This is a genomic window from Trichococcus patagoniensis (genome assembly GCF_003051085.1).
Taxonomy (GTDB): Bacteria; Bacillota; Bacilli; order Lactobacillales; family Aerococcaceae; genus Trichococcus; species Trichococcus patagoniensis.
Genome location: NZ_QAOM01000007.1, coordinates 116,279 through 140,425 on the forward strand (window position 1 = coordinate 116,279; position 24,147 = coordinate 140,425).

Annotated in this window: 40 protein-coding genes; 33 read left to right on the forward strand and 7 right to left on the reverse strand. The window is 42.5% G+C overall.

Annotation, left to right across the window (positions count from 1 at the left end; all coding sequences use genetic code 11):
- Nucleotides 1–285 precede the first annotated feature (285 nt).
- Nucleotides 286–2,109: a translation elongation factor 4 gene (lepA, locus tag C8U37_RS06240; protein ID WP_108032403.1), complete on the forward strand. Its 1,824-nt coding sequence runs from the start codon at nucleotides 286–288 to the stop codon at nucleotides 2,107–2,109.
- Between the two features lie 99 nt (nucleotides 2,110–2,208).
- Here lepA and C8U37_RS06245 read toward each other — a convergent pair whose 3' ends face one another.
- Nucleotides 2,209–3,345, reverse strand: a complete 1,137-nt coding sequence (locus C8U37_RS06245) for a tyrosine-type recombinase/integrase (protein WP_108032404.1) — start codon at nucleotides 3,343–3,345, stop codon at nucleotides 2,209–2,211.
- Nucleotides 3,346–3,539: 194 nt separating this feature from the next.
- Here C8U37_RS06245 and C8U37_RS06250 point away from each other — a divergent pair, with 194 nt between their 5' ends.
- Complete coding sequence (locus C8U37_RS06250; protein WP_108032405.1) at nucleotides 3,540–3,962, forward strand: hypothetical protein; 423 nt, start codon at nucleotides 3,540–3,542, stop codon at nucleotides 3,960–3,962.
- On the opposite strand, the gene C8U37_RS06255 is transcribed toward C8U37_RS06250, so the two are convergent.
- From C8U37_RS06255 to C8U37_RS06275, 5 genes are all read right to left on the reverse strand, one after another.
- Entirely contained in the window at nucleotides 3,945–4,775 is an 831-nt protein-coding gene (locus C8U37_RS06255; RefSeq protein WP_108032406.1) for a hypothetical protein, read from the reverse strand. The genes C8U37_RS06250 and C8U37_RS06255 overlap by 18 nt on opposite strands.
- A 69-nt stretch (nucleotides 4,776–4,844) precedes the next feature.
- Nucleotides 4,845–5,435 (reverse strand): DUF6681 family protein, encoded by a 591-nt coding sequence (locus tag C8U37_RS06260; protein WP_108032407.1) that lies wholly within the window; start codon nucleotides 5,433–5,435, stop codon nucleotides 4,845–4,847.
- A 220-nt stretch (nucleotides 5,436–5,655) separates the two neighbouring features.
- Nucleotides 5,656–6,387, reverse strand: a complete 732-nt coding sequence (locus tag C8U37_RS06265) for an Ltp family lipoprotein (protein WP_245879770.1) — start codon at nucleotides 6,385–6,387, stop codon at nucleotides 5,656–5,658.
- Nucleotides 6,388–6,576: 189 nt separating this feature from the next.
- Nucleotides 6,577–7,071 carry an ImmA/IrrE family metallo-endopeptidase gene (locus C8U37_RS06270; protein WP_108032408.1) on the reverse strand — a complete coding sequence of 165 codons (495 nt, stop codon included), beginning with the start codon at nucleotides 7,069–7,071 and terminating at the stop codon, nucleotides 6,577–6,579.
- On the reverse strand, nucleotides 7,022–7,381 hold the full coding sequence (locus C8U37_RS06275) for a helix-turn-helix domain-containing protein (RefSeq protein ID WP_108032409.1): 360 nt from the start codon (nucleotides 7,379–7,381) through the stop codon (nucleotides 7,022–7,024). Before C8U37_RS06275 ends, C8U37_RS06270 begins: the two co-directional genes overlap by 50 nt.
- A gap of 161 nt (nucleotides 7,382–7,542) precedes the next feature.
- Here C8U37_RS06275 and C8U37_RS14835 point away from each other — a divergent pair, with 161 nt between their 5' ends.
- On the forward strand, nucleotides 7,543–7,785 hold the full coding sequence (locus C8U37_RS14835) for a helix-turn-helix transcriptional regulator (protein ID WP_211306143.1): 243 nt from the start codon (nucleotides 7,543–7,545) through the stop codon (nucleotides 7,783–7,785).
- A gap of 137 nt (nucleotides 7,786–7,922) precedes the next feature.
- Here the strand turns inward: C8U37_RS14835 and C8U37_RS06285 are convergent, their stop codons facing one another.
- Nucleotides 7,923–8,444 (reverse strand): hypothetical protein, encoded by a 522-nt coding sequence (locus C8U37_RS06285; RefSeq protein ID WP_108032411.1) that lies wholly within the window; start codon nucleotides 8,442–8,444, stop codon nucleotides 7,923–7,925.
- A 55-nt stretch (nucleotides 8,445–8,499) separates the two neighbouring features.
- Here C8U37_RS06285 and C8U37_RS06290 point away from each other — a divergent pair, with 55 nt between their 5' ends.
- The 30 genes from C8U37_RS06290 to C8U37_RS06425 all read left to right on the forward strand — a co-directional run bounded on the left by C8U37_RS06290 (nucleotide 8,500) and on the right by C8U37_RS06425 (nucleotide 24,136).
- The gene (locus C8U37_RS06290; RefSeq protein WP_108032412.1) at nucleotides 8,500–9,255 is read left to right on the forward strand and encodes a phage antirepressor KilAC domain-containing protein; all 756 of its coding nucleotides are present in this window, start codon (nucleotides 8,500–8,502) and stop codon (nucleotides 9,253–9,255) included.
- Nucleotides 9,256–9,258: 3 nt separating this feature from the next.
- Entirely contained in the window at nucleotides 9,259–9,798 is a 540-nt protein-coding gene (locus tag C8U37_RS06295; RefSeq protein WP_108032413.1) for a hypothetical protein, read from the forward strand.
- Between the two features lie 5 nt (nucleotides 9,799–9,803).
- The gene (locus C8U37_RS06300) at nucleotides 9,804–10,097 is read left to right on the forward strand and encodes a hypothetical protein (protein WP_108032414.1); all 294 of its coding nucleotides are present in this window, start codon (nucleotides 9,804–9,806) and stop codon (nucleotides 10,095–10,097) included.
- Nucleotides 10,094–10,219, forward strand: coding sequence for a hypothetical protein (locus C8U37_RS14740; RefSeq protein ID WP_281257488.1), 126 nt, complete (start codon nucleotides 10,094–10,096; stop codon nucleotides 10,217–10,219). Before C8U37_RS06300 ends, C8U37_RS14740 begins: the two co-directional genes overlap by 4 nt.
- Nucleotides 10,216–10,476, forward strand: a complete 261-nt coding sequence (locus tag C8U37_RS06305; protein ID WP_108032415.1) for a hypothetical protein — start codon at nucleotides 10,216–10,218, stop codon at nucleotides 10,474–10,476. The genes C8U37_RS14740 and C8U37_RS06305 overlap by 4 nt, the downstream gene beginning before the upstream one ends.
- Before the next feature lie 5 nt (nucleotides 10,477–10,481).
- Entirely contained in the window at nucleotides 10,482–10,673 is a 192-nt protein-coding gene (locus C8U37_RS06310; RefSeq protein WP_146161816.1) for a hypothetical protein, read from the forward strand.
- On the forward strand, nucleotides 10,670–10,906 hold the full coding sequence (locus tag C8U37_RS06315) for a hypothetical protein (RefSeq protein WP_108032417.1): 237 nt from the start codon (nucleotides 10,670–10,672) through the stop codon (nucleotides 10,904–10,906). The genes C8U37_RS06310 and C8U37_RS06315 overlap by 4 nt, the downstream gene beginning before the upstream one ends.
- A gap of 59 nt (nucleotides 10,907–10,965) precedes the next feature.
- Nucleotides 10,966–11,151 (forward strand): hypothetical protein, encoded by a 186-nt coding sequence (locus C8U37_RS06320; protein WP_108032418.1) that lies wholly within the window; start codon nucleotides 10,966–10,968, stop codon nucleotides 11,149–11,151.
- Complete coding sequence (locus C8U37_RS06325) at nucleotides 11,148–12,095, forward strand: YqaJ viral recombinase family nuclease (RefSeq protein WP_108032419.1); 948 nt, start codon at nucleotides 11,148–11,150, stop codon at nucleotides 12,093–12,095. Before C8U37_RS06320 ends, C8U37_RS06325 begins: the two co-directional genes overlap by 4 nt.
- Before the next feature lies 1 nt (nucleotide 12,096).
- Complete coding sequence (locus tag C8U37_RS06330; protein WP_108032420.1) at nucleotides 12,097–13,020, forward strand: recombinase RecT; 924 nt, start codon at nucleotides 12,097–12,099, stop codon at nucleotides 13,018–13,020.
- A 42-nt stretch (nucleotides 13,021–13,062) separates the two neighbouring features.
- Nucleotides 13,063–14,040 carry a Lin1244/Lin1753 domain-containing protein gene (locus C8U37_RS06335; RefSeq protein ID WP_108032421.1) on the forward strand — a complete coding sequence of 326 codons (978 nt, stop codon included), beginning with the start codon at nucleotides 13,063–13,065 and terminating at the stop codon, nucleotides 14,038–14,040.
- A gap of 3 nt (nucleotides 14,041–14,043) precedes the next feature.
- Complete coding sequence (locus tag C8U37_RS06340) at nucleotides 14,044–14,406, forward strand: hypothetical protein (RefSeq protein ID WP_108032422.1); 363 nt, start codon at nucleotides 14,044–14,046, stop codon at nucleotides 14,404–14,406.
- 15 nt (nucleotides 14,407–14,421) lie between these two features.
- On the forward strand, nucleotides 14,422–14,694 hold the full coding sequence (locus tag C8U37_RS06345) for a hypothetical protein (RefSeq protein WP_108032423.1): 273 nt from the start codon (nucleotides 14,422–14,424) through the stop codon (nucleotides 14,692–14,694).
- An 89-nt stretch (nucleotides 14,695–14,783) separates the two neighbouring features.
- Nucleotides 14,784–14,945, forward strand: coding sequence for a DUF7167 family protein (locus C8U37_RS14445; RefSeq protein WP_170100207.1), 162 nt, complete (start codon nucleotides 14,784–14,786; stop codon nucleotides 14,943–14,945).
- Nucleotides 14,942–15,154: a hypothetical protein gene (locus C8U37_RS06350; protein ID WP_108032424.1), complete on the forward strand. Its 213-nt coding sequence runs from the start codon at nucleotides 14,942–14,944 to the stop codon at nucleotides 15,152–15,154. The genes C8U37_RS14445 and C8U37_RS06350 overlap by 4 nt, the downstream gene beginning before the upstream one ends.
- The gene (locus C8U37_RS06355) at nucleotides 15,151–15,396 is read left to right on the forward strand and encodes a hypothetical protein (protein WP_108032425.1); all 246 of its coding nucleotides are present in this window, start codon (nucleotides 15,151–15,153) and stop codon (nucleotides 15,394–15,396) included. The genes C8U37_RS06350 and C8U37_RS06355 overlap by 4 nt, the downstream gene beginning before the upstream one ends.
- Nucleotides 15,393–15,863, forward strand: a complete 471-nt coding sequence (locus tag C8U37_RS06360) for a hypothetical protein (protein WP_108032426.1) — start codon at nucleotides 15,393–15,395, stop codon at nucleotides 15,861–15,863. Before C8U37_RS06355 ends, C8U37_RS06360 begins: the two co-directional genes overlap by 4 nt.
- A complete protein-coding gene (locus C8U37_RS06365; protein ID WP_170100208.1) occupies nucleotides 15,853–16,104 on the forward strand; it encodes a glutaredoxin domain-containing protein in 252 nt (83 codons plus the stop codon). Before C8U37_RS06360 ends, C8U37_RS06365 begins: the two co-directional genes overlap by 11 nt.
- Entirely contained in the window at nucleotides 16,101–16,574 is a 474-nt protein-coding gene (gene ssb, locus C8U37_RS06370; RefSeq protein ID WP_108032428.1) for a single-stranded DNA-binding protein, read from the forward strand. The genes C8U37_RS06365 and ssb overlap by 4 nt, the downstream gene beginning before the upstream one ends.
- 14 nt (nucleotides 16,575–16,588) lie before the next feature.
- Complete coding sequence (locus C8U37_RS06375) at nucleotides 16,589–16,957, forward strand: DUF1064 domain-containing protein (RefSeq protein WP_245879771.1); 369 nt, start codon at nucleotides 16,589–16,591, stop codon at nucleotides 16,955–16,957.
- 11 nt (nucleotides 16,958–16,968) lie between these two features.
- A complete protein-coding gene (locus tag C8U37_RS06380; RefSeq protein WP_108032430.1) occupies nucleotides 16,969–17,205 on the forward strand; it encodes a hypothetical protein in 237 nt (78 codons plus the stop codon).
- Nucleotides 17,206–17,240: 35 nt separating this feature from the next.
- Complete coding sequence (locus C8U37_RS06385) at nucleotides 17,241–17,537, forward strand: hypothetical protein (protein ID WP_108032431.1); 297 nt, start codon at nucleotides 17,241–17,243, stop codon at nucleotides 17,535–17,537.
- Nucleotides 17,521–17,841: a hypothetical protein gene (locus C8U37_RS06390; RefSeq protein ID WP_108032432.1), complete on the forward strand. Its 321-nt coding sequence runs from the start codon at nucleotides 17,521–17,523 to the stop codon at nucleotides 17,839–17,841. Before C8U37_RS06385 ends, C8U37_RS06390 begins: the two co-directional genes overlap by 17 nt.
- Complete coding sequence (locus C8U37_RS06395) at nucleotides 17,838–18,383, forward strand: hypothetical protein (RefSeq protein WP_108032433.1); 546 nt, start codon at nucleotides 17,838–17,840, stop codon at nucleotides 18,381–18,383. Before C8U37_RS06390 ends, C8U37_RS06395 begins: the two co-directional genes overlap by 4 nt.
- Before the next feature lie 119 nt (nucleotides 18,384–18,502).
- A complete protein-coding gene (locus tag C8U37_RS06400) occupies nucleotides 18,503–19,039 on the forward strand; it encodes a hypothetical protein (protein WP_146161817.1) in 537 nt (178 codons plus the stop codon).
- A 56-nt stretch (nucleotides 19,040–19,095) separates the two neighbouring features.
- A complete protein-coding gene (locus C8U37_RS06405) occupies nucleotides 19,096–19,533 on the forward strand; it encodes a terminase small subunit (RefSeq protein ID WP_108032435.1) in 438 nt (145 codons plus the stop codon).
- The gene (locus C8U37_RS06410) at nucleotides 19,523–20,782 is read left to right on the forward strand and encodes a PBSX family phage terminase large subunit (protein ID WP_108032436.1); all 1,260 of its coding nucleotides are present in this window, start codon (nucleotides 19,523–19,525) and stop codon (nucleotides 20,780–20,782) included. The genes C8U37_RS06405 and C8U37_RS06410 overlap by 11 nt, the downstream gene beginning before the upstream one ends.
- On the forward strand, nucleotides 20,783–22,108 hold the full coding sequence (locus C8U37_RS06415; protein ID WP_108032437.1) for a phage portal protein: 1,326 nt from the start codon (nucleotides 20,783–20,785) through the stop codon (nucleotides 22,106–22,108).
- An 8-nt stretch (nucleotides 22,109–22,116) separates the two neighbouring features.
- Nucleotides 22,117–23,040, forward strand: coding sequence for a minor capsid protein (locus C8U37_RS06420; protein WP_108032438.1), 924 nt, complete (start codon nucleotides 22,117–22,119; stop codon nucleotides 23,038–23,040).
- A 439-nt stretch (nucleotides 23,041–23,479) separates the two neighbouring features.
- A complete protein-coding gene (locus C8U37_RS06425; RefSeq protein WP_108032439.1) occupies nucleotides 23,480–24,136 on the forward strand; it encodes a hypothetical protein in 657 nt (218 codons plus the stop codon).
- The last annotated feature ends 11 nt before the right edge of the window (nucleotides 24,137–24,147 follow it).

Genomic DNA, 24,147 nt, shown 5'->3' on the forward strand with positions numbered 1-24,147 from the left:
ACCGGGTTTTAGGAGGCGAATATTCTACGATTTCCCGGCGAAGACTTCCTCACCGGGAATTTGCTGCTATAGCGTAAACCACATTCCTTAAGGATCACTTAAACGTTTTTGCGTTATCCATTCATGGTCGGCTTGTATGTGTCTGCCACCATCTATTTTTTCGCTTATCTGCTGTGTAAAAGTGAGAAAGACTTGCCAATCTGAGTCGGCGTCTTGTCATAAATGCTTTAGATTGGTATAATTTTCAAGTGAACGAATGGACGTCAGAGAAAGTGAGCAACGATAATGAACTTAGAAGAGATGAAGCAACGACAAAAAAGGATCAGAAATTTTTCCATCATTGCCCATATTGACCATGGGAAATCCACATTGGCGGATAGGATTCTCCAAATGACTGATACAGTCGCCGATCGTGATATGCAAGCACAATTATTGGATTCCATGGACCTCGAAAGAGAACGAGGCATCACCATAAAACTTAACGCCGTCGAATTGACTTACAGGGCAGAAGACGGGGAAGATTACATCTTCCATCTGATCGATACACCGGGACACGTCGACTTTACGTATGAAGTGTCCCGCAGTTTGGCAGCCTGCGAAGGGGCTATTCTGGTAGTGGATGCGGCGCAAGGGGTCGAAGCACAAACCCTCGCCAACGTTTATTTGGCTTTGGACAACAATCTGGAAATCGTGCCTGTCATCAACAAAATCGATTTGCCTGCCGCAGATCCTGAACGCGTCAGGGCTGAAGTTGAGGATGTCATCGGGATCGATGCCAGCGATGCGGTTTTGGCGAGCGCGAAAATCGGCTTGGGCATCCCTGAGTTGTTGGAACAGATCGTCGCAAAAATCCCGGCTCCGGAAGGTGATCTGGAAGCGCCTTTGCAAGCCTTGGTTTTTGACTCGATCTATGACCCATATCGCGGAGTCGTACTGAATATCCGGATCAAAAACGGCGTGGTCCGACCGGGCGACATGATCAGATTCATGGCTAACGGCAAAGAGTATGAAGTCATCGAAGTAGGGATTTTCTCTCCGAAACCGATCAAGCGCGACTTTTTGATGGTCGGAGACGTCGGCTATTTGACTGCCGGCATCAAAACGATCCAAGATACACAGGTCGGCGACACGGTTACGTTGGCGAACAATCCTGCCAGCGAAGCTTTGGCCGGCTACCGCAAAATGAACCCGATGGTATACTGCGGCATCTACCCAGTTGATGCATCGGACTTCAATGACTTGCGCGAAGCTTTGGAAAAACTACAATTGAACGATGCTTCCTTGCAGTTCGAGGCGGAATCTTCGCAAGCACTCGGCTTCGGTTTCCGTACCGGATTTTTGGGCATGCTGCATATGGACGTTATCCAGGAACGGATCGAGCGCGAATTCGATCTGGATATCATCACGACAGCACCGTCTGTTATTTATCGCGTCAACAAGACCGATGGCGAATTTTTGGAAATCGACAATCCTTCGGAAATGCCCGATGCGACAACGATCCAAAGCATCGAGGAGCCGTATGTCAAAGCGAGCATAATGGTGCCGAACGACTATGTTGGTGCGGTCATGGAAATCGCCCAAAAGAAACGCGGCAGTTTCATTACGATGGATTATTTGGATGATTTCCGCGTCAATGTCGTCTATGAAATGCCGCTTTCGGAAATCATCTTTGATTTCTTCGATAGATTGAAATCAAGCACGAAGGGATACGCTTCCCTGGATTATGAATTGATCGGCTACCGTGAAAGCAAGCTCGTCAAGATGGATATCCTCTTGAACGGGGAAGCTGTCGATGCCTTGAGTTTGATCGTGCATCGCGATTTCGCCTATGCCCGCGGAAAAATAATCACAGAAAAACTGCGCGGATTGATTCCACGCCAACAGTTCGAAGTTCCGATCCAAGCAACGATCGGCAACAAGATCCTGGCACGGACTACCATCAAAGCTTTGCGCAAAAACGTACTGGCTAAATGTTACGGCGGGGATATTTCCCGTAAGCGTAAATTGCTGGATAAACAAAAAGAAGGCAAGAAGCGCATGAAGCAAGTCGGATCCGTCGAGGTTCCACAAGAAGCCTTCATGGCCGTTCTCAAGATGGACGAGGACTAGAAGGCTGATGTATCAACCTTGCTAGCCCGTCCCAATCCTTCAAAATAGTATTTTTCACACATTTTTCACACATCGTTTAAAAAATGTGTGAAAACTTCATCAGAAATCCTGCGAGATGCGGTCGAATAATTCGGCCGTGTCTCGCTTTTTCTTTTTGGTCAGATGGATGTACGTGTCAGATGTGATCGCAGCGCGGGAGTGTCCAAGCCGGACCTGGACTTCCTTGATCGTTGCGCCGTTCTCCAGCAACATGGTCCCGTGCGTATGCCGGAAAGAATGGAAGTTGAAGTCCACGCCGCTGATCTCGCGAACCTTCCCGACGTGCCATTTGATGGAATTAGGGGTAACGGGTGCGCCGTCTTCCTTCGTGCAGACAAAGTTCGATTCTTTATAGAACGGCCCATAACGCAGGCGGTTCTCTTTCTGCTGCTTTCGGTGTTTCCGGAGGATCTCATATAAAGCTTCCCCAAACGGTATTTCTCGATAGCTGGATGCCGTCTTCGGAGACGTAATAGCTATTTCTCCACCCTTATGAATCATCGTAGCTTCAACATGAATGATTTTGTCCTCCAAATCCACGTTTTTCCACTCCAGGGCGCATACTTCACCGCGCCGCATGCCGGTGTAATAGGCAATCATCATGGGAATATAGAACGCACTTGCTTCCGGAACCGCCATACGCAGCTTGCTCCAATCTTCCCGGCTAATGATCTTCATTTCATCTTTCGAAAGTTTCCTTTTTTCGAAGCGGGGTGATTCCACGTAAGCCATAGGATTTTCCTTCAGGAACATATACGGATATACAGCTTTCCGAAAAGCATTCTTCAGGACGGAGGTCACAATGCTGATCGTCTTCTGGGCATATCCTTTCCGAAACTCTTCATGGACTAGGTTCTGAAGGATAGATGGATCTATCTCCCTGAGATAGTATTTGTCCAGGTAGGGCAGAATGTGCTTGTCAATCACCATGCGATAATTCTGCTGCGTATTGTATTTTAAATTGGTCATCACATAGTTCTCGTACCAGTACTCAAAGAAATCCCGCACCGAAATATTTGATACATCTTTATAGCGTCCGGTGTCTTTCAATTCATTGATGGCTTTGCGCAGGGCGTTCTCCGCGTCTTCGTAGGTAAGGCCTCCGAAGCGCTCAAGCTGTCGTCTCTTGCCATTCACTTTTGGGAGATCGAGGGTGTAATAATAATTTTTCCCTCTTTTTCGGATGGTTCCTCTCATTTTCAAGCACTCCTTTTGGATTTTTATTATCAAAAAGCAAACGTATGTTCTTTTTGTTTGTTAAAGAAAAGCCTTATTTCACAAGGCTTCTTGATACACTACTTTCACTTTAGTCGAGTAGAGTGGTGATTTTGAATGTTAATTTTTCATTTGGTTTATATTTTGTGTTACTATTAGAAAAAGGGGGAATAGATATGTCAAGGAAACTTAAAGAGCATTTGAATATATACGTGTATATTTATTTTCCGCTTCTTGTATCTATCTTGTTTTATCTAATTTCCCTTCACACAAATGAAAACTTAATATTTAGTAATAACTTGAAAATATATTCAGTTGAAATATCACTTTCTATCTTAGGAATACTATTAACTATATTAGGATTATTTGCAGCTTTACCAGAAAATAAATATGAGGGAGCTATGAAAAAATATAATTATTATAATATAATTTTTAACACTCTTTTTTTCGGTATCCTAGCAGCTGTTGTACATTTAGTAGCTACACTTATTGGTATTTGTGTATCCCTACAAGTTTATTTGTTTTTAATTTATATATCTGAAACAATTATAGCTACCGTTTGGATCTATAAAATTTTAAAGTTAGTCTATAGAACTTAAATTTTCTGAAAGTAAGTTTTCAATTACATCTAAATTATTTATTTCGTCTTCATTAATTTTAATGGAGACTTTTTTTATAAGTTTCTTTTCAACTAAATCAATCAATCCCTCGTTTGTCGAGAGCTCAAAAGTGTTGAATTGTTGAGAAATATTATCTTTAGAACTCAAGCTTTCTAGTAATTTATTATTCTTTACTTGAGGTTCAAGCTGTAAAGTAACTCGAGCATTCCTAATAGATGTTTTATCTAGTTCATACAATTCATTTGTTGTTAAAAATTGGTTATCCATTAACTGAACAGAAGAGTAGGAAAATTTTATTTGATCTAACTCAGTTGTTTGAAGTAGTTTTTCACGAATGTTATCATCTTTTATAGGAGCAATAGAAACTATATCGTAATGCTCATTTAAATTAAATTTTTCTCTTAGAAACTTTGAAAAATAAGTTATGAAACCGCCGCACTTATTATTGTGTAATAATATTATTTGATTTTTTTCTAAATTAAGTAAAAAATAAGTATACGTTTCTATCAAAGTTTCTAAAAATTCAAAACTATAATCATCTTTGTTTCTGCTTCTGATTAATTCCCCGTCATCAATATTTGCTAATCTGCCATAACTACCAAAAATATTTGAAGAATCAATCTTTATAACTTCTATAATTACACCATCTGGTCTATTTAAATAAGTATAATCGTTTTCTGTCGCCTTTTTTTTGAATTTTACAACTTCATCTTTTAAAGTACTGTCTCCAAAAACATTTATCTGTCTTTTCTTTTCTAGAACTAAGTCATAATAGAGCAATGTTCTCTCCATCTAAGTATGCCCCCTCTTCTTTAATAGACTATCACCCCGCACTCCACGCCGCCTGGGAGTGGGGGTATTTTATTTTTTCGCGAATTTTAATTTCAGCTGTAGATTGTAATTTTTTTCGCCCGTTTTCACTTTATCGTCATCGTCCAAGTATTTATACTTTCCACCTGATAAACTTGTCTCTATCGCATGTAGGTCAGCCGATTCAAAGCGTTTTAGAACTCTTTTCGCCCCATCTTCCGGAAGAATGCCTAATAAAAACTCATGCTCTTTGTCCTTGCCAACATAGACACTAATAACCTCTGATGAATCAGAAACATCTAACCTGACATGCGGTAGCTTCCCTCCACTTAATTCGTATACAGGATCCTCTTCGAAAAAGCTTCCATGCTCCTCATCGAGAATGTCTTTATTTGATAAACCCTGGTATAATTCTTTGAAAAATTTTTCTTTCTTCAATTCTGCGATGAGTTTTTTTAATTTTTCATGTCTGTCTTCTAGCTTTATTCCGGAAACATACGTTTTTATGGTTGTGGTCGTAATCGTTTTTTTTGGTATACCATCTTCAACAGGCTTCATTACTTGACTAGGTTTTTCAAGGATTCCCGGAGAACCTTTTGCAGCAGCCTTACTTTTAAATAATGACGTTAACTTACTGAACATATAACCATCACCTTTCTTATTCTTGATTTATAGATCAAAAACAACTTCCAGATTCTTACCGTCCAAAGTAGGGGAGTGGGGGGGTGTATCCCAAATTCATGCTATAATAGTCATGTAAAAAATAAACGTATCCTGATGACCACCGTTGCAGCGGTGGTTTTTGTGTTGCTGAAAAAATTCCCCCGCTACTTGCCATCTGACAAGTAGCGGGGTGTTTTATTTATTGCGGTAAATTGTTAATTGCATACTGCGCTTGTTCTGCAGTGTAGCCTTCGTAAATTAACTGATCATACAAGCCTTGGTCGGAGAAAGAAGAGTAGTCTAAATAATCAATAGCTTTTTGGAGAGCGTTCGCATTCCAATCTGTTACTACATTATCGACAGCATATTGCGTTGCATCTTCAGGAAATCCTTCGTATAACAATTGGTCGTAAAGGCCCTGCTTAGAAAAACTTGAATAATTTAGGTAATCATTTGCCTTACCCAATGCATTTCGAAATTCTCTTGAAATTTCAGGTACCGGAGTTGGCGCTACAACAGGTTCGCTTGGTACACTCACTGCTGGTTCTTCGACTACAATAGGTTCTTCAGCAATTACGATCTCAGAAGAGGCCGCCTCTGGTGCAGCAACTTCAGCAACAACACTTTCAGAAGAAGCGGATTCTGATACGGCTGTTTCCGATTTTTTTGTTTGTGTAGATGTTGAAGTAGTGGTGTTAGCGGCAGATTCTGAATCAGCTCCGCCGGACCCGAGCAAGATAAAGAATCCGAACAGACCGATAACAGTAGCCACTGCCGAGATCTTCATTTTTTGAGGATTTGGCTCTTTCTTTGTGTAGTACCAAATACCAAGTCCGCCGAGAATTAAAATAATAGGCGAAATAATCGAAAATAAAGCAATTACTATACTAAAAACCACAAATCCGCCAATCCATTTTCCAATCGTTTTCATTTTTTTTACCTCCAAAGTAAAGTATTTTTATAGTAACGGCAGACCACTTGCCGTCATTATCATTATACTCTAATAAACAAGAAATATTGTAGGCAAAATGAAATATTTATTTAGTATGAAACAGTAAAGTTTCTTTTTGGAAATAGAAATATGTTACAACTCCGTTTTGATTCAACAAATGTAATTCCTTTATTTCTTACTTATCTCCAAATAATCCGCCATATGCTCATCAACGCCATACAGCAGCTGCAACCGGCCAAACGTGTCAGGCATAGTACCATTTTCTGATACATAATGATCCAACAGCAGAGTAGCTGCAAAACGATTCGCTTCATACTCCAGTTTACTTCGTGACAGACCTGTAGAAACATAGTACCCCGCCAGGGAAGAGTGTTCTAAAGCGTGATAGAGTTCATGTGCCATTACGTAGTAGCGGCGTTCTGAGTCTTTTATGGACTCATTCAACAGGATCATTGGTTTCTCAAATAAATTGATGAACTGTCCTTTAGGATTTTCCGCAAAGGGCACATAGCGTACTTCAATATCATAATTTTCGGCAATCAGGAAGGGGTCCAGGGTTTTGCACTGGATGGAAAGGTGATTGATTAACCTTTTTATTTTTTCGTGTTGGGATCTATTTTTTTCGATCTTTGATCTTCTCCCAGAAAATTCCAGTAAGTACATCCTTAACCCTTTGTTTTTCCTCTTCCGTTAGGTTTTCCCCGCCGTATGCCATATTTACATTACTGTTCAGCATTTCCTCTAAATCGATGATATCCTCTTGTGTCGCCCAATCTGGGACATCGTGGCCTAATAAATAGTCTGTTGTGACGTTGTAATAATTAGCCAGCTTAACTAAAGTTTCATTATCCGGTTGATTCCTACCATTTTCAAAATGGGAATAATTAGAACGAGTTAATCCTAAATCGTTAGCGACTTCCTCTTGATTCTTCTTAGTCCTTTTTCTCAAGTCCTTTAACTTTTCCGAGAACATATAAACACCGTCCTTTAAGGGTATTTTAACATTCCTATGATACAAAGAGTATCATTTGAAACAAAAAATACAAAATGTACCAAATAAAGATTGACGATACAAAACGTATCGTATATACTGAGTTCATAAAGATACAAAACGTATCGAAAAGATGGAGGTAGGTGAGAACATTGAGATCGAATCTCGTAAAATTAAGAACTGATTCTGGATTGACAAGGAAGGAGTTAGCTGGGAATTTAGGTATTTCGGAAATATCTGTAAGAAAAATTGAAGAGGGGACAAGGAATCCTAGTCCTAGAATGGCAAAGAAATTTGCGTTGTATTACAAGAGGGGATTGGATGATTTATTCCCCGATATTTTTTTAATCAGATATGATACAAAACGTAACATTAAATCGCCTTAGTATTAGTTTAATACCTTTATGAATGGATTGTAATCCCCGCAAATACAAAGGTAACCAACAAAAGAAAGAAGGGAAACAAAATGCAACTAGCAACATTTCTATTACTAATTGCACATTTGATTTTGAATGTTGTCATTTTAGTCAAGCTCAGAAAACTTGACACTAAATAATTTTTTTTTGGAAAACCAACGTATTTTTTTGTCTGTGGTTATCTTGATAACCATATGATCCGGAAAAGGATTGACGTAATAACTAAATTCTATTTTTGATTCCGATGGAATGATTAAAGTTTTCGAAAACGGATTAGCATATTCCCAAGCAACTGGAATTGTAGCAGGGTCCAAAATAGAATGACCAACAATATTTGTGTATTCGGATTTCGGTTCATAATCCACAACTCTTACTGGATTATTTTCCAAATCAAACAACTTAACATCCTTTATTTTTAAAGGCGCATTAGAAGCGTTGAAAATTGAAAAAAATATCAAGTAAGGCCGATTTTTTTTCTGCATATATTCACACTCTACTATTTCAATGGAGTATCGATCTCTTCTATGCGTATACCAAACGCTGTAAATCGCAATAAATAGTGCTAAAACGGCAATAACAAAATTCCAAAAATTCAATTGAAATAAGAATGAAGGCAAAGTGATTGTCATGATTTTTTTCTCCAATCATTTTTAATTTAAGTATAGCAAAGAAAGGAAGACAAATATGAACAACCTAGCAGAAAAACAAAATCCATTGATTCCGCTGCATGAGGAAAATGATGGTTCTGTAGCGGTTATGGGCCGAGACTTACACGAGTTTTTAGAAATCGGAACAAGATATGATATTTGGTTTAACCGTATGAAGGAATACGGATTTGAAGAAAATTCTGATTATGGATTGGTTGTTCAAAAAAGATCGACCAATAATCCAAAAAATCCATATACCGAGGTGGTTGACCACGTCATGACCATCGATATGTCTAAAGAAATCAGCATGATCCAGCGTAACGAAAAAGGCAAGCAAGCCCGGCAGTATTTCATAGCGATCGAGAAAGCTTGGAATAGCCCGGAGATGGTCATGAAGCGAGCTTTGCAGATTGCGGATCGTAAAATCATTGACCTGCAGGAGCGAGTCCAACTGGATAAGCCAAAAGTGATATTTGCAGATGCTGTCGCTGCAAGCCATACATCAATACTTGTCGGCGACTTGGCCAAGTTGCTCTATCAGAATGGCATCAAGACCGGAGGGAACCGCTTGTTCGGCTGGCTGCGGGAAAACGGCTATCTGATTAAGCGGAAAGGCACGGATTACAACATGCCGACGCAGCGTTCTGCAGAAATGAAACTGTTCGAGGTTAAGGAGACAACAATCAATAACCCGGATGGATCTATCAAGATCAGCAAGACGCCAAAGGTAACGGGCAAAGGGCAACAGTATTTCATTAACCTGTTCATGAAGATCAAGGAAATGGAGGGATGACAAGTGATTACAAAAGGAACGAGCTTTTATATCCAACGATCTGCCCGCGCGGCACTTAAACGCCAGGATCTTTCGCAGGTCGGTCTTTCAGAGCTGACCGGAACCAAAAAAACGACAATGAACCGTTATATGACCGACAGCCCTACGCCAATAGAGACGATTACGCACATTGCTTCTGTCCTTGATGATGGGATATTCAATCAACAGATGGCCAATCTGGTATTTAATGTGCTGCCAGTCATGGAGAGCGAAGTCTTTTCCGATAATCCACATGCATTGGAGTTCTTGGCCAACAAGGAAGAGAAGGAACGGCAGGGACGACAGCTCGAAGCGCTCTATATTCTCTCCAAGAATGCAGAGTGCATGACGAAAGAGGACAAAATCCTACTCACGCAATTCGTAGCAGAGTTTCTTGATGAGATGCTGATTGAAACCAAACTTGTATTGAGCATCATCGAACGGACCGGCTATACATTCTCGGACATGATTTCACAACGGATCCATTATTGGATTCAAGTAGGCTATTTAAAAAAGAAGGAGTGATAGCAATGAGCGAATTAATCACAGCAATGCCAAAGCGGGCATACAACTTAAAGGAGACAGCAGCGATCCTGGATATCTCGTATCACAGTTTGCGGGCGCTGATTGACGTGGGAGCCATTCGGCCGATATTCCTGCCGCAGGCAAAAATAACGGATGCAGAAATAGACAAATTCCTCCAAAATGTTCAAAAAGACGGAGAGAAATACAAGGAGCTGCTGGAAGAAAACAATCGGCGCGTATCGGCGAAAAAGCCAACAACAGAGGAAGACAAGGTCGAAACGTTGGAGGTGGCGAGATGAAAATATTTACAAATGAGTTTGAGGAAGTTTTGGCCAAAGCTATCGTGCATGGCTTGCTGATCGGATTTGTTGTTCTGGTAATTGGAATTGTCGGGGGCCTGGAACAGGGGTTGATCTGGTGAAGATAGATTTGAATCATAACATCGGACTGCTGCGTTGGATCCTGACCCGTGAGCAGATCGCTTATGAATTTATCGGATTTGGAAACATCTGCATTTGGTGGGAAATCGAAAAGGTATCAGATCCGGTCCTCTTATTCGACTACCGCTGCAACATCCTGAAGTACTGCAACCGATACACAGAACTGAAGCAAGCGGACCAGGACCGATTGAAGAAAGTGTTCGAGGAATACCATTATAAGAAACCAACATGGGAGTGAAAATGATGAATGAGAAAGAAAAATACATCGGGTTGCTTCTTCAGTTAGAGTTTGCCGAAAATTCCCACCGGGACATGCTGATTTTAGCGGCTAAACATCAAGCGGATGCAGATAGAGCCGCAAGGCAGGCACGCGCATTCGAACATAGAGCGGTCAGGCTTCAGAGGCAATTGGAAGCTGCGGAGGATAGCCTATGAATTTATTCGCAGTAACGGAAGTGCTGAACGAGGAAGGCATCTCACACAGAAGCATTTCTCCTACATCCCTGCGACTGGATTGGCTGATAGACGGAGCTTCACGGCCGGTAATCGTGTTTGATCTAAAAGCCAACCGCATCACGCCGATGTCGGACCACAAATACATGCCAAAGCAAGACAAAGAGCGGCTCCGATCAATCGTCAGGCGCTGCAAATTAAAAAATGTGCATTAAAAAAGCCACCTATTGCGAGTAGGTGACAATAAAAAAACCATTTATGAGGTGAGTATAACATGAACAGAACAAATTTTGAACGATTTTTGGAACCCGATGAACCGCAGTTATTTGGTTCTGACTGGGAAGGAAACGAAATCTATGATGGTGATGAATACGTGGAGACGGAGCTGGGCCTTGTTCGTTTGGAAGATATTCCCCGGTTCGTCAAGGAAACGCAGAAAGTGATGGTGGCAGGAGAATGAGACAACGGATCCCAACAAAAAATATGAGCCGGGAAGACTGGCTGCAAATGAGACGCACTTCGATAGGCGGCAGCGATGTGGCTACTGTCCTGGGCTTCAACAAATACAAGAGTCCATACCAGTTGTGGCTAGACAAGACCGGGCAGATTGAAATTGATGCATCCGATCCAAGTGAAGCGGCTTACTGGGGCAATGTGTTCGAGCAGACAGTAGCGGAGGAATTCACGAAGCGTACAGGGGCTAAAGTTCGGAACGACAATCACATGTATTTCCATAAGGAATACGACTTTCTGAGCGCGAACGTGGATCGGCAAGTTGTCGGAGAGAACGCCATTCTGGAATGTAAAACCGCTAGCATGTTCCTGTCTGACAAATGGGAAGGGGACAATATCCCGGATCAGTATATCTTCCAGGTGCAGCACTATCTGAATGTCTTGGATAAAGAGTATGCCTATATCGCCGTTTTGGTGGGTGGGCAGAAGTTCCAGTGGAAGCGGGTAGAAAGAGACCAGGAACTGATAGACATCATTCAGGAGCGCCTGATTGACTTCTGGGAGGTCAATGTGAAGCAGAATGTTGCGCCTCCAATCGACGGTAGCCAAGCGGCAACGGACTTCCTGAAGGAACGATACGCCAACAGCGAAGCGGGGAAAGAAATCACGCTAAGCTCTTCCTTCGATGAAACGATTTCCCTACTGAACGAGGCCAAAGCAGCCAAGAAGACCGTCGAGGAAACCATCAGCCTCTATGAGAACCAAATCAAACTGGCACTCGGAGAAGCGGATGCGGAAATCGGCATCACGCCCACCAATCTCATTTACTGGAAGCCTGTCACAACGAACCGACTGGACACGAAGACTTTGCAAAAAGAACAGCCGGCCATTTACGAGCAATACCTCAATGCAACGCAATCAAGAAGACTAACGATAAAGGGGATCAAATAATATGGCAACGAATTCGAGTTTGAAAAACCAACTACAAAACAGCAACACCCAAGCACCCGGACAAGCGAAGCAACTGGGGCTGAAATCACTCCTTAATTCACCGGTGGTCCAAGAGAAGTTCCGGGATGTGCTCAAAGAAAAATCGCAAGGCTTTACGGCTTCCGTTCTCAGTTTGGTGAACAATGATTCCTACCTGGCACAAAGCGAGCCGATGAGTATCATTACCTGCGCCATGACAGCTGCCACTCTGGATCTACCATTAGACAAGAACCTCGGCTATGCCTACATTGTCCCATTCCGGGATTACAAGGACGGCAACAAGCAAAAAGGGCAATTCATCCTTGGGTATAAGGGGTACATTCAACTGGCCCAACGCTCCGGCCAATACGAAGCCTTGAACGTCATCGAGGTATATGAAGGTGAGTTGCTTTCTTGGAATCGCCTGACGGAGAAATTTGAGTTTGATCCGAACGGAAAACTGTCTGATGTCGTGATCGGCTATGTCGGCTACTTTAAATTGCTGAACGGCTTCGAGAAGACCGTCTACTGGACCAAGCAAGAAGTGGAAGCCCACCGCATTCGCAACAACAAAACCAAAAACAAGACAGAGCTGTCAGGTGTTTGGAAGACAGATTATGACTCAATGGCCAAAAAGACCATCCTCCGGAACATTCTTTCCAAGTGGGGAATCTTATCCATCGAAATGCAAAAAGCCGTCACGACTGACGAAACGGTTCAAACGCTTGATAAGGAAACGGGAGATATCCGTGACATTACGCCGGACGAGGATTTCGATGCGGCGCCGATTCAAGAGCCAGATAAGCTTGGAACCTTCGTCACTGAAGATGGCGAAATCATCAATCTAGATGACGACGCTGCACAAGAATCATTATTTGAAGAAAGGACAATCAAACCCAAGGAGTAACCGGAGAGGGAGCTTCCCTCTCTTGATTGTGAGGTGAAATAAATGGCAAGGCCAATACAAGACGGGCTTCGATACTTCCCATTGGATATAGATGCGGACTATGACGATAAAATTCAACTGATTGAGGGGCTGCATGGTGCGATAGGATTCGCAGTGATCATCAAAATGTTCATGAAGATTTACAGTTCTGGTTATTTCTACAAATGGGAAGAAAAAGAACTGATTTTAATTGCAAAACGTATCGGAATTGATAGTAATTCCGTGAATAACATTGTCAATGACTGCATTAAATATGAGTTATTCCAGGAAAAACTATTTGAAGAGTACCGCATTTTGACAAGTGATGGTATTCAAAAACGTTATTTCACAGCGGTTGGCAAGAAAAAGAAGGGGGAAGTGATAAAAGAGTACCTGCTGATCAATGAGGCGGAATTACAGGAAATGTGCCCTCTAATGGTCATTAAGTCAGTTATTCCTGAAAAAACTATAGTTATTCCTGAATTAATGCCAGTTATTCCTGATTCTGGTACACAAATAAAATTAAATAAAATAAAAGAAAATGAAATAAAAGTAAATGAAATAAAAGTAAACGGCATTGATAATCCAGATCAATCACCCGAGGCCACTAACGTTCATAAATTCTTTCAGGAAAACATCGGGATGGAAAATATGGTTATCGCGCAAGGGCTTGATTATTGGGTAACTGATATCGGGGAAGATTTAGTTATGGAAGCTATATTGAGGGCTTCCAAAGCAGAACGACCTTCGTACAGTCTGGCGGAATGGATCATGAAAGATTTTCTGCAAAAGAATATCCGGACAGTTGAAGAGGCTAAGGCAGAAGAGGCAGCTAGGCAGCGAAGCTCCATGAAGAAAAATAACGCGCCAAAGAAAGAAAAAATGCCGGAATGGGCTGAAACTACCGCACCAGTGACGGAGACCGCCCTTGATCCAGACCAGCAAAGACTCATAGCCGAACGCATTGCACGATTGAAGACCAGCCAGAAGAGGGAGGCATAAGGAATGAAATACGAATTAGGCGATAAGGTGCGGATAAATCATTATTGGAAAAGGCAGAACCAAACGGAGCAACTGGAAAAGATGGGCATTTCTGATCTTGAAGACCACCTGATGTCCGATGAAATGGCCGGCGATTTTATCCACCTCGATAAATACAAAAAAGAGCCGATCGAAGAAGTGGGTTATATCTGTGGAACGAGAGAGTTCAAGGTTAACTACGGTGTGACTTATGTTTTTGACGAGGGTACTCTCGATGTCGGTATTCGACAAATGGACGAAAGAACAGTGAAAGCGTACCTTGTGGCCACGCGAATGAACTGCTTGAGACGCGTGAGCTTTGAAGATATTGAATACATCGGAAATTAACCAGGAGGCAGGAAGATGAATGAACAAACAAGTTTGAATTCAGAATTTCATGCCGAGCCTGATTTTAAAGTATACAACGGATGGATTCTGACTGTTGGGGAATTAAAAAAGAAGTTGGCTGTATACAACGATCATGATCAGGTTAGATTGGATTTTCGTGGAAAAACGCCATTCGGAGACCGGATTGATATCTCCATGCCTATCGAGTGTATTGGCCGTGGTGGCGGGAGTGAGGATGCTGATGGCAAATGGGTAAATCTTATTTACATCAGCGGAAACGGAAAATAGGGGTGCGACATGATCATCAGCGAGATTGCCGCCGCGGTCCTGCTGTGCATATTTATAATTTCTGCAATAAAAGATAGGAGGTAGAATAGATGAAAAAATTCAGGGTTTGGTTACACACGGGATACGCGGGACAGTTGATTGAAGATGAGATTGAGATATCAGATGATGCTACTCCTGAAGATATCGAAGAGCAATGCAAGGACGTTGCGTTTCAAACTGTGGACTGGGGATACGAGGAGGTTAAAGGATGACAAAACAAACGCCCAAACAAGATTTAAACGATTGGCTAGTTGATAACTTTTTCGTTATAGATTCACACATAAACAAAATATGCAAAGTAAAACTTTCTAAGCTTGGAATTGACGAAGAAGACGTAGATAGTATCTCAGAAGAAATAAGCGGGATGCTTAAAACTGGATTGCTTAATATCGTTGGTACTTATGAGGAGGTAGATGGATGAAACCTGTTGTAGGCGGCTATTATCAAGATGGACGGTGCAAGCATCGCGTGATCATGCACGTCAAAAAAATTGAAGTAAATCTCGCATGGGGTGATATGTATTTTGTAGACGAAGGCGAACCTTGTGCATTGCTAGATTGTGGCATTAAAAAAAGTCGGCTGATCTATACACCGTATGAATCAGATATAGCTATCGCAAAACAAATGGAACGTAAATTTGAAGAATGGAGGAAGCAAAAATGAATGAGAATAATTTGAAGTGGCTATGTAGCCCGAGTGAAGATGAAGAGGTTTGGCAGTCTTCTGAATATTTCGACACAAAAGAAGAGGCTATAAATGCCGGAAAGAAAGCTTTGAGAGAGTTTATAGAGAATCCGGAAAATGAATATGACCAATCAGATGTACTTGGGCATGTGTACGAGGAATACGAGGGGGTGCATACAGTGTTTGCGGTAGGACAAGCGTTTTCGCCGCATTTATGTATTGATGCTGGCGATGTGATCGAAAACCTCCAAGAACAAGCGGGAGATTGTTGTGGAGAAGTTGCAGAAAATTACTTGGACGATGTGACCAAAGGGGAACTGGAAGATCTTGAAGAGGCACTTAATGACGCTCTTCAAAAATGGCTTACCGAATACAATCATCAACCAACTTTTCATTACATCAACAACGTGGAAAAAATTGAATTGGAGGACACCGATGCTGAATAAAACGCGCAAAAACGTAACGGTGTACACCAAAAAACGCTGCCCGCAATGCAAGCTCACGAAGTTGTGGCTGAATGAACATGGTGTTCATTATCAGGAGGTGGACATCATCGAAAACAAGAAGGCGTCAGGAAAACTGAAAGACCTGGGCTATCAAGCGGTGCCGGTTGTGGTGATCCACGCTGAACCCGAAACCAGTTGGAGCGGATTCAGGCCGGATGTACTGGAGGGAGAATTCTTATGATCAATAACGTCGTATTAGTAGGCAGAATCACCAAGGAACTTGATTTGAGATATACGCCTGCAGGAAAAGCCGTCGCACGCTTTAACCTGGCAGTCAATCGTGATTTCAAGGACGCAAACGGGGATCAGCAAGCTGATTTCCCAAATTGCCAAGTGTGGGGCAAGACGGCCGAGGTAATGGCTGACAACCTCCGGAAAGGATCACTGATCAGCGTGGTCGGGAGAATTCAAACAGGCAGCTACGAAAAGGACGGGCAAAGAATTTACACAACTGAGGTAGTCGTTGAAAAATTCCACTTCCTGGAGGCTAAAAATGATAATGCTAATCGTTCAAGCAGTCAACAGTACCAAGGGAGCAACCAAAATAACACGATGCGCAAAGGCGATTATGACAGCTTTAATCAATCAGCTGATCCATTCAGTAGCGCTGGTGAGTCTATTGATATTGGTGATGATGACCTTCCGTTTTAAAAAAGGAGATGCCGATGAGTAAATACGGAGCAAAAAAAATAACGATCGATGGAATCACGTTCGATAGCAAAGCAGAGGGCCGCTATTACGAACATCTTCAAAAACTCAAAAAAAGCGGCCTTGTAGAAGATTTCCAGATGCAGAAGCCATTCACTTTACTAGATAGGTTCGCACATCCGCAGACGGGCAGAATCGTACGAGCGATTACCTACAAGGCTGACTTCGAAGTGTTGTATACGGATGGCCGGATAGAGGTCGTCGATATCAAAGGTTTTCTGACACCTGAATTTAAAATCAAAGCCAAACTGTTCATGTTCCGTTATCAAATTCCGTTGGTGCTGCTGAAGTGGAGCGCAGCAAGTAAAAAATTTGTGGAAGTCTAGGAGGAGATTGCATGGCTTTTAATTTCTTTATTCGTAAAAAGGATACTCCGGAAGTTGTGGAACCGCCGAAGAAAAAGAACTTGGTTGATGCGGATCTGCTGCTTCGAAAAATAGAATTGATGTATGGCAATAGCTACAGTGTTGCCAAGCACAAGACGGGCAAGGGCGAACCAAGAGGCTACTGCAGGGCGTTGAGGGACATACAGGAAATGATCAGGGACATGAAGGATACTGAGGTGGTCGGATGAAGTTACCTGGATACACGAAAAGGAGGGCGCTCACATTGCCGGAAGAAGAACACAACAAAATGATGGGTCAGTTTCAGGAGAAAGTGTTTGAACTTGGCTTCACGATGAAATGCAAGAACGGTGTGTATGGAATTTACTTGGAGGGTATGCGCGCCTATTCGCTACACAAGCGCAGCTACAAATACAATAGACATTTGTATGCCAAACAAACGACGGACGATCGTTTAGATCTGCTGGAAATCGTCCTGTACAACTACTTCGGGCCGGGTGGAAAGGGCAGTTCGCTGATTACTCCGAAGAAAGCAGGTGATCAGAATGAAGTTATCGAATGAATTTTATGATTATCTGGATGAGCTGCCCGAAAAATGGGAACAGCTGCCGGATGAAGACATCCGCATCATAAAGATGCACGCGTTGGCTGGGGTGGAAGTCGGCAAAAAGATTAGCTACGAGCGTAAAATTAAACCGATTAATATATTTAAAGATGGCGTGCTGGTGATGACGGCTAATCGTATCGCAGAAGCGGAGGCGTGCGTCAACAGCAAGCGGGATTCGATTTACAAGGTTCTGCGTGGGGAGCGCAGGAGCGTGAAGGGGTACACGTTCGAATATGCGGAAAGAGGTGGATGTAATTGACGGAACAAATACCAGAAAAATGGATTGAAGTTATTACAACAACGGTGCTGAGAGAGCAGAAGAAACAAGAGCGTATTGCTTCCAAGGAACAACATGATCGACGGTTTCGAAATACCGAACTCCTCGTGAAAAATTACCGCAAGTTGAGCGCACATTGTGAGAACTTGCCGGAGCAAATTGGAATCATACATCAAGAAATAGATATGGGATTGCTGGAGCACATCGACTTGAATTTGAAAGAGGTCATGAAGTCCAAGCAAAAAACGAAAATGATCATGGATTATATCGATGCCATGTTGCTGGCATACAGATCATTGGCGGAACGGGGCGGAGAAGTCGCGAACCGCAGGCATAAGATTCTCCGTGACATGTATCTCAAACCTGACTTTGAAAATCCTACAGCGTTGATGGAACGCTACGGCGTCGAAAAGACGACTTTATATAAAGATTTGAAGAAGGCAATCGAAGAGTTTTCCGTTGTGCTCTTCGGGATCGATGCCTATGCATTACAAACAAGCGGAAAAAGAGTGGACGAAAGGTGAACTAAAAAGGTATATACTGTCTTTGAAGGGGTCTGCGAAAAATCAGGCTCCAAAGCCTCCTTTTATTTATTGGCCCTGCACATTTGTGTGGGGTTTTTTGTTATTATTGATAATTGGAGGTGGTTTGTATTATTTATTTTGTATATAATCCCGAATTATATGGGAATTTAGCTGATTGGGTAGGAATTATCGCAACTGTTTTAACTATCTTTTTAACTCTTCGACATTATTCTAACGATAACAGAATAGATTTTAGAATAATGTGCTATTCAAAAAATGTTTCAGAAAAAGAAAATGGCACGACTTCTATAAAAGGGGAACGGGAACTTGTTGTTTGTGGAGTTAACTTTAGCAAATCCCCACAGTTATTCAGGTTTGAAGGGTTTGAAAAAAAAGAATCAGTTTTCGATTTAATTGGACGTATGTATTCTGGCGAGAAAAAATTTGTTTTGCCTCTTGATTTTGAAATTATACGTCATGAAGTGGTAGATTATGAATTAGTTAACCAAAATGAAAAATCTAAAGATATTTTTTTAAGCGAAAATTATGTAAACAGATATCTAAAGATAAACAATATAGATATTCATGAGGGCTTTTTCGTAGTCTATATGCATATCTCAGGGAAAAGATTCAAAAATTTTATTAAAGCAATGTAATGTTAGACCTCGTTCGAGGTCTTTTTATTTTCAAATATATTGAGGGGTGATGGAAAATGGCAGGGTTGACGTTGAAGCAACAGAAGTTTGCAGATGAGTACATCATCAGCGGGAACATTTATCAGTCAGCTGTCAAAGCGGGATATAGCGACAATTACGCTAAGGCTCAGTCAAGTAAACTGTTGGAAAATGTTGGTGTAAAAGCGTATATAGACGAACGGCTCGAAGTCTTAAATTCCGAGAAGGTTGCTGATCAGCAGGAAGTAATGGAGTTCCTGACCTCCGTTATGCGGGGAGAAGTTACGGAGCCGGTCCCTATTTTCGTTGGAGATGGTTTCCAGGAAGTGAAAGACTTAAAACCGAACGTCCAGGCAAGGCGTGCAGCTGCCGTCGATCTCGGAAAACGATACGGCATGTGGACGGAGAAAATAGAACAGACCAACCGCAACATCGAAATTGTTGTCGGCGATTGGGATGCTGACGATGAAGACTGAAAAGAAACCATCGATTAAGATTGCATTTAAGTACCCATCCAGAGTTTTTAATAAGCACATCTACGATAAGCTATACGATTACGATACATTCACTGAGGCCCACTACGGCGGCGCGTCATCGGGGAAATCTCATGGCGTTGTCCAAAAAGTAGTGCTGAAAGCTTTAGGGGACTGGAAGAAGCCGCGTAAAGTATTGTTCCTGCGGAAAGTCGGGGCGACTCTAAAGGATTCCATTTTTGAAGATGTGAAGCAATGTCTGATTACCTACGGCGTGTTAGATTACTGCAAGGTTAATATGACCGATTACCGGATCAAGCTGCCGAATGATGCAGAGTTGATTTTCAAAGGCATGGATAACCCGGAAAAAATCAAGTCGATCAAAGCCATTTCGGATGTCGTCATGGAAGAGGCTTCCGAATTCACAGTGGATGATTTCACTCAGCTCACGCTGCGGCTGCGGGATAAGGGCCATAAACAAAAACAAATATATTTAATGTTCAACCCGGTTAGTAAAACTAACTGGGTTTTTAAGTATTTCTTCGTAAAGAAGCCGGCTAACACAGTCATCTATCAAACAACCTACAAGAGCAATCGCTTTTTGGATGAACTCACGAAGCAAAATATTGAAGAACTAGCCAACAGGAACCCCGCGTACTACAAAATATACGCTCTAGGCGAATTTGCAACCTTGGATAAGCTGGTCTTTCCAACCTATAAGAAACGGCTGATCAATCGTGAGGAAGTGGCTCAGTTGACGTCCTTCTTCGGACTTGACTTCGGGTACATCAACGATCCATCCGCATTCATTCACTTGAAGATAGATGAGCAGAATAAGCGGATCTATTTTCTTGAAGAGTATGTCCGAAAGGGATTGCTGAATGACAAGATAGCCGAGGCCATAAAAGACCTGGGCTATTCGAAAGAAGTCATAACCGCTGACTCGGCTGAGAAAAAATCAATTGCTGAGATAAGGCAAAAGGGAATTAGCCGGATCAGAGAGGCGAAAAAGGGTCCTGATTCAGTCATTCAAGGAATTCAATTTCTTTCGCAGTATGAATTTATCGTTGACGAACGCTGCGTGAAATTGATTGAGGAATTGGAGAACTACACCTGGCATAAAGATAAAAAGACAAACGAGTACATCAATAGACCAGTGGACAGCTACAACCACGTTATCGATGCTTGCCGGTATGCGGTCGAAGGCATTCGTAGCAAGGTCAAACTAAAAACAATCAAAGGAGGGATCTAAGTGGTATTTATTCACCCAGCAGGGGAAGAAATAACGGGCGAAGTGGTGAGCAGTTTCATCGAATTGCACCAGGCTGAATTGCCGCGATATATGAGGCTGAGGAACCTGTTCGAAAGCAAAGCTCCGATACTCAGCTTGGACAAGAAAGAGGCCTACAAGCCGGACAATCGGCTGGTAGTGAATCATGCGAAGTACACGGTCGAAACATTCAACGGTTACTTCGCCGGGATCCCCGTCAAAGTGAGTCATGAAGATAAAAACGTCGGCGAAAGGGTAGAGCAGTTCTTGAAACTCAATGACATGGACGATAATTTCGCAGAGTTGAGCAAAATCGCCTCGATATACGGTCATGGGTTCGAAATGCTTTACCAGAACGAAGAATCCGAGACCTGCTGCACGTATAACAATCCGCTCGATATGTTTATCGTTTACGATGACACGATCGCCCAGAAGCCTCTATTTGCGGTCCGGTATCAGCTGGATTCGGAAGGAAAAATAAACGGGCAGCTGTTCACAGCCGGCGAGGAAATTACGTTCGTTCAGGTGGAAAAGGACCTGGCTTTCACGGAGCAGAAACCGCATTATTACGGCGATGTCCCTGTGATCGAGTACATTGAGAACGAGGAACGGCAGGCTCTGTTTGAGCCGATTGAGTCACTGATCAATGCCTATGATAAGGCGCTATCTGAGAAGGCTAATGACGTGGATTACTTCGCGGATGCTTATCTTTCCATCCTGGGTGCAGAGCTGGACGAAGAGGGTGTGATGCGAATCCGGGATAATCGGATCATTAATATTTTCGGAACAGATGATGCAAGCAAGATTGTAGTTGAATTCCTACAGAAGCCGGACGGTGACACATCGCAAGAGCACTTGCTGGACCGTTTGGAACGATTGATCTACCAGATTGCCATGGTCTCTAATATTAACGATGAGAGCTTTGGCAATGCCTCAGGGGTCTCTTTAGAGTTCAAGTTGCAGCCCATGAAGAACTTGGCAGCGATGAAGGAGCGGAAGTTCACTTCAGGGATGAACCGCCGATTTAAAATGCTGTTCAACTTGCCTACAAATATGGAGGCCAGCAAGAAAGATGAATGGCGCAATCTGGATTATCGTTTCACCAAGAATATCCCTCGGAATATCGCGGATGAAGCAGCTACAGCTTCCGCGCTGCAGGGTGTCGTATCGAAAGAGACACAATTGAGCGTGCTCTCCATCGTCGGAAACGTCAATGAGGAAATCGAGAAAATGGCTGAGGAAAACAATGGTGATAGCGGATATGCTACAGATCCAAGCGGCGGTTTTCTAGCGACCGAAGAAAGTTAGGCGATTGAATGGATACTGAAGATAAGGTTAAATCCAAAGATAATAAGACCTATTGGCTTGATCGGATGACGGAATTGGATGCTGCCCAGGACAAACGAAATAATGCATTTGATAAGGCGATGCGGAAGCAGTACCACGCATTGGAAGAGAGCATCAGCAAGGATATCGCCAGTTACTATCAGAAGTACGGCAAAGATGATGTGATTGAGTATCGGAAATTGGTTCTCTCCTTGACTGAATCTGAGCGCAATCTGCTTTACAAGGATTACGATGCTTTTTTTGCCAGGAATCCCAAATATGCACACCTTATTCCGACGAGGGAAAGCATATACAAGTTGAATCGGTTGGAAGGACTGCAGCTATCCACTCGGATGCAGATGGTTGAGTTAGGTGCGTTTGAACAAGAAGGATTGGAAAAACTGCTCCAAGAAGCTTATGAAAATGGATACTTATCGACGATGAAGGGGCTGGATAGTGCTTCTTCATTTTTTAACGTGAACAACGAGGCGATGGCTAAGACGCTGAATGAAAAGTGGACCACTGGCGCGAACTTCTCTGATCGCATCTGGGAGAACAAGGAGAAGCTGATCAATACGCTCAACAATGAGATTCGGGATGGCATCATTCGCGGTGACAGCTACCAGAAGATGAACATGACGCTTCGGAAACGGACAGAGGTTGGCGCCTTCGAGTCTATGAGGTTGACCGTTACCGAAAGTTCATTCGTCACCAATCAAGCCAACAAGCAAGCATTTATGGACGCGGGGATAGAGCGGTATGAGATATCTGCCGTTCTGGATAAGCGGACAAGCCAAACGTGTGAGCACCTAGACGGGCAGCAGTTCAAGTTTGAAGATGCGAAAGTAGGTTCGAATTTCCCGCCGTTCCATCCGTGGTGCAGGACGACAATATTTGGGATTGAGAATGACTGAGAAAGGAGTTGATTTGATGTCAATGTTAACCGTTCTTTTATATGGATTTTATCTGGTTGTATTCTCTATTTTTGTTGCTCTAAGCATTCTGATCGTGGGTATCAGTATCAATGAGGTCAAGAAAAGAAAGGAGTAGTGATCCAAAATCTATCTCCTACCGTCCAGGTGCGGGCGGCGATCGTAAACTTGAAAGAGGTGAGGACGTGCATAGTTATGTCACGAAATACGAGGAGTGCGGTAAACGTTATGCTGAGTCGTGGCTCCAGGTCAATGCGTTCGGTAGGTCGTTCTGTTTCAACAAGAAGAAAATTGAAATTTAAACAATGAATCATGGCCGTGCTTATTCTCGGCCTTTTTATTTTGTCCGTTTCCTCGCTGTGGACGCCATAAATAAAGCGTGAGTAAATAGCCGCCCCAGGCTAAAAAAGGAGTAGAAAAAATGAAACTGAATTTACAATACTTTGCTGAAGAATCTGAGGAAGAAACTGTAACCGCGGAACAGGAAGAAACGAAAGAGGAAAAGGTAGAGCAGGAAGAAATGGTTTCCAAAAGCACTATGAAAGACAGGTTGGACCGAAAAGAAAAACAGCATCAAAAAGAGATGGCAGGTTTGAAAGAGAGCGTGACGCTTCTACAATCAGAACTGGAAGAACTAAAAACTAAAAATATGCCCGAAGAAGAAAGAAAATCATATAAGCAGCAAAAAGCTGAGAAGGAAGAATTTGACAAGGCGAAAGCGCTAGAGAAAAGAGAACGCGCTCTAATCATCAAAGAAAATAGCATTTCTGCTAGAGAAGAACTATCCAAGAAAAATATCAATCAAAATTATGTAGACTTTCTGGTTGATAATGGGAAATTTGAATCCTTGGAAGATAAGCTAGATGCATTTATCGGAATGATTACCAATGACTTGAATGAAGGAATCACAACAGGAGTGAAACAAGCGCTATCTGGCACACCGCCAAAGGCAAGCGCCACGACAACCGGAGGAGCCAAGAACCCGTTCAGCAAAGAGCATTTCAATTTGACTGAACAAGGTAGGTTGCTAAAAGAGGACCCTGAATTATTTAAACAATTAAAAGCGCAAGCTAAATAGGAGTGATTAAA

What these genes read in the sequence shown, in the direction of transcription:
- lepA (WP_108032403.1), top strand. Translation starts at nt 286, where the DNA reads ATGAACTTAGAAGAGATGAAGCAACGACAAAAAAGGATCAGAAATTTT.
- C8U37_RS06245 (WP_108032404.1), bottom strand. Translation starts at nt 3,345, where the DNA reads ATGAGAGGAACCATCCGAAAAAGAGGGAAAAATTATTATTACACCCTC.
- C8U37_RS06250 (WP_108032405.1), top strand. Translation starts at nt 3,540, where the DNA reads ATGTCAAGGAAACTTAAAGAGCATTTGAATATATACGTGTATATTTAT.
- C8U37_RS06255 (WP_108032406.1), bottom strand. Translation starts at nt 4,775, where the DNA reads ATGGAGAGAACATTGCTCTATTATGACTTAGTTCTAGAAAAGAAAAGA.
- C8U37_RS06260 (WP_108032407.1), bottom strand. Translation starts at nt 5,435, where the DNA reads ATGTTCAGTAAGTTAACGTCATTATTTAAAAGTAAGGCTGCTGCAAAA.
- C8U37_RS06265 (WP_245879770.1), bottom strand. Translation starts at nt 6,387, where the DNA reads ATGAAAACGATTGGAAAATGGATTGGCGGATTTGTGGTTTTTAGTATA.
- C8U37_RS06270 (WP_108032408.1), bottom strand. Translation starts at nt 7,071, where the DNA reads ATGTACTTACTGGAATTTTCTGGGAGAAGATCAAAGATCGAAAAAAAT.
- C8U37_RS06275 (WP_108032409.1), bottom strand. Translation starts at nt 7,381, where the DNA reads ATGTTCTCGGAAAAGTTAAAGGACTTGAGAAAAAGGACTAAGAAGAAT.
- C8U37_RS06285 (WP_108032411.1), bottom strand. Translation starts at nt 8,444, where the DNA reads ATGACAATCACTTTGCCTTCATTCTTATTTCAATTGAATTTTTGGAAT.
- C8U37_RS06290 (WP_108032412.1), top strand. Translation starts at nt 8,500, where the DNA reads ATGAACAACCTAGCAGAAAAACAAAATCCATTGATTCCGCTGCATGAG.
- C8U37_RS06300 (WP_108032414.1), top strand. Translation starts at nt 9,804, where the DNA reads ATGAGCGAATTAATCACAGCAATGCCAAAGCGGGCATACAACTTAAAG.
- C8U37_RS14740 (WP_281257488.1), top strand. Translation starts at nt 10,094, where the DNA reads ATGAAAATATTTACAAATGAGTTTGAGGAAGTTTTGGCCAAAGCTATC.
- C8U37_RS06310 (WP_146161816.1), top strand. Translation starts at nt 10,482, where the DNA reads ATGAATGAGAAAGAAAAATACATCGGGTTGCTTCTTCAGTTAGAGTTT.
- C8U37_RS06315 (WP_108032417.1), top strand. Translation starts at nt 10,670, where the DNA reads ATGAATTTATTCGCAGTAACGGAAGTGCTGAACGAGGAAGGCATCTCA.
- C8U37_RS06320 (WP_108032418.1), top strand. Translation starts at nt 10,966, where the DNA reads ATGAACAGAACAAATTTTGAACGATTTTTGGAACCCGATGAACCGCAG.
- C8U37_RS06325 (WP_108032419.1), top strand. Translation starts at nt 11,148, where the DNA reads ATGAGACAACGGATCCCAACAAAAAATATGAGCCGGGAAGACTGGCTG.
- C8U37_RS06330 (WP_108032420.1), top strand. Translation starts at nt 12,097, where the DNA reads ATGGCAACGAATTCGAGTTTGAAAAACCAACTACAAAACAGCAACACC.
- C8U37_RS06335 (WP_108032421.1), top strand. Translation starts at nt 13,063, where the DNA reads ATGGCAAGGCCAATACAAGACGGGCTTCGATACTTCCCATTGGATATA.
- C8U37_RS06340 (WP_108032422.1), top strand. Translation starts at nt 14,044, where the DNA reads ATGAAATACGAATTAGGCGATAAGGTGCGGATAAATCATTATTGGAAA.
- C8U37_RS06345 (WP_108032423.1), top strand. Translation starts at nt 14,422, where the DNA reads ATGAATGAACAAACAAGTTTGAATTCAGAATTTCATGCCGAGCCTGAT.
- C8U37_RS14445 (WP_170100207.1), top strand. Translation starts at nt 14,784, where the DNA reads ATGAAAAAATTCAGGGTTTGGTTACACACGGGATACGCGGGACAGTTG.
- C8U37_RS06350 (WP_108032424.1), top strand. Translation starts at nt 14,942, where the DNA reads ATGACAAAACAAACGCCCAAACAAGATTTAAACGATTGGCTAGTTGAT.
- C8U37_RS06355 (WP_108032425.1), top strand. Translation starts at nt 15,151, where the DNA reads ATGAAACCTGTTGTAGGCGGCTATTATCAAGATGGACGGTGCAAGCAT.
- C8U37_RS06360 (WP_108032426.1), top strand. Translation starts at nt 15,393, where the DNA reads ATGAATGAGAATAATTTGAAGTGGCTATGTAGCCCGAGTGAAGATGAA.
- C8U37_RS06365 (WP_170100208.1), top strand. Translation starts at nt 15,853, where the DNA reads ATGCTGAATAAAACGCGCAAAAACGTAACGGTGTACACCAAAAAACGC.
- ssb (WP_108032428.1), top strand. Translation starts at nt 16,101, where the DNA reads ATGATCAATAACGTCGTATTAGTAGGCAGAATCACCAAGGAACTTGAT.
- C8U37_RS06375 (WP_245879771.1), top strand. Translation starts at nt 16,589, where the DNA reads ATGAGTAAATACGGAGCAAAAAAAATAACGATCGATGGAATCACGTTC.
- C8U37_RS06380 (WP_108032430.1), top strand. Translation starts at nt 16,969, where the DNA reads ATGGCTTTTAATTTCTTTATTCGTAAAAAGGATACTCCGGAAGTTGTG.
- C8U37_RS06390 (WP_108032432.1), top strand. Translation starts at nt 17,521, where the DNA reads ATGAAGTTATCGAATGAATTTTATGATTATCTGGATGAGCTGCCCGAA.
- C8U37_RS06405 (WP_108032435.1), top strand. Translation starts at nt 19,096, where the DNA reads ATGGCAGGGTTGACGTTGAAGCAACAGAAGTTTGCAGATGAGTACATC.
- C8U37_RS06410 (WP_108032436.1), top strand. Translation starts at nt 19,523, where the DNA reads ATGAAGACTGAAAAGAAACCATCGATTAAGATTGCATTTAAGTACCCA.
- C8U37_RS06420 (WP_108032438.1), top strand. Translation starts at nt 22,117, where the DNA reads ATGGATACTGAAGATAAGGTTAAATCCAAAGATAATAAGACCTATTGG.
- C8U37_RS06425 (WP_108032439.1), top strand. Translation starts at nt 23,480, where the DNA reads ATGAAACTGAATTTACAATACTTTGCTGAAGAATCTGAGGAAGAAACT.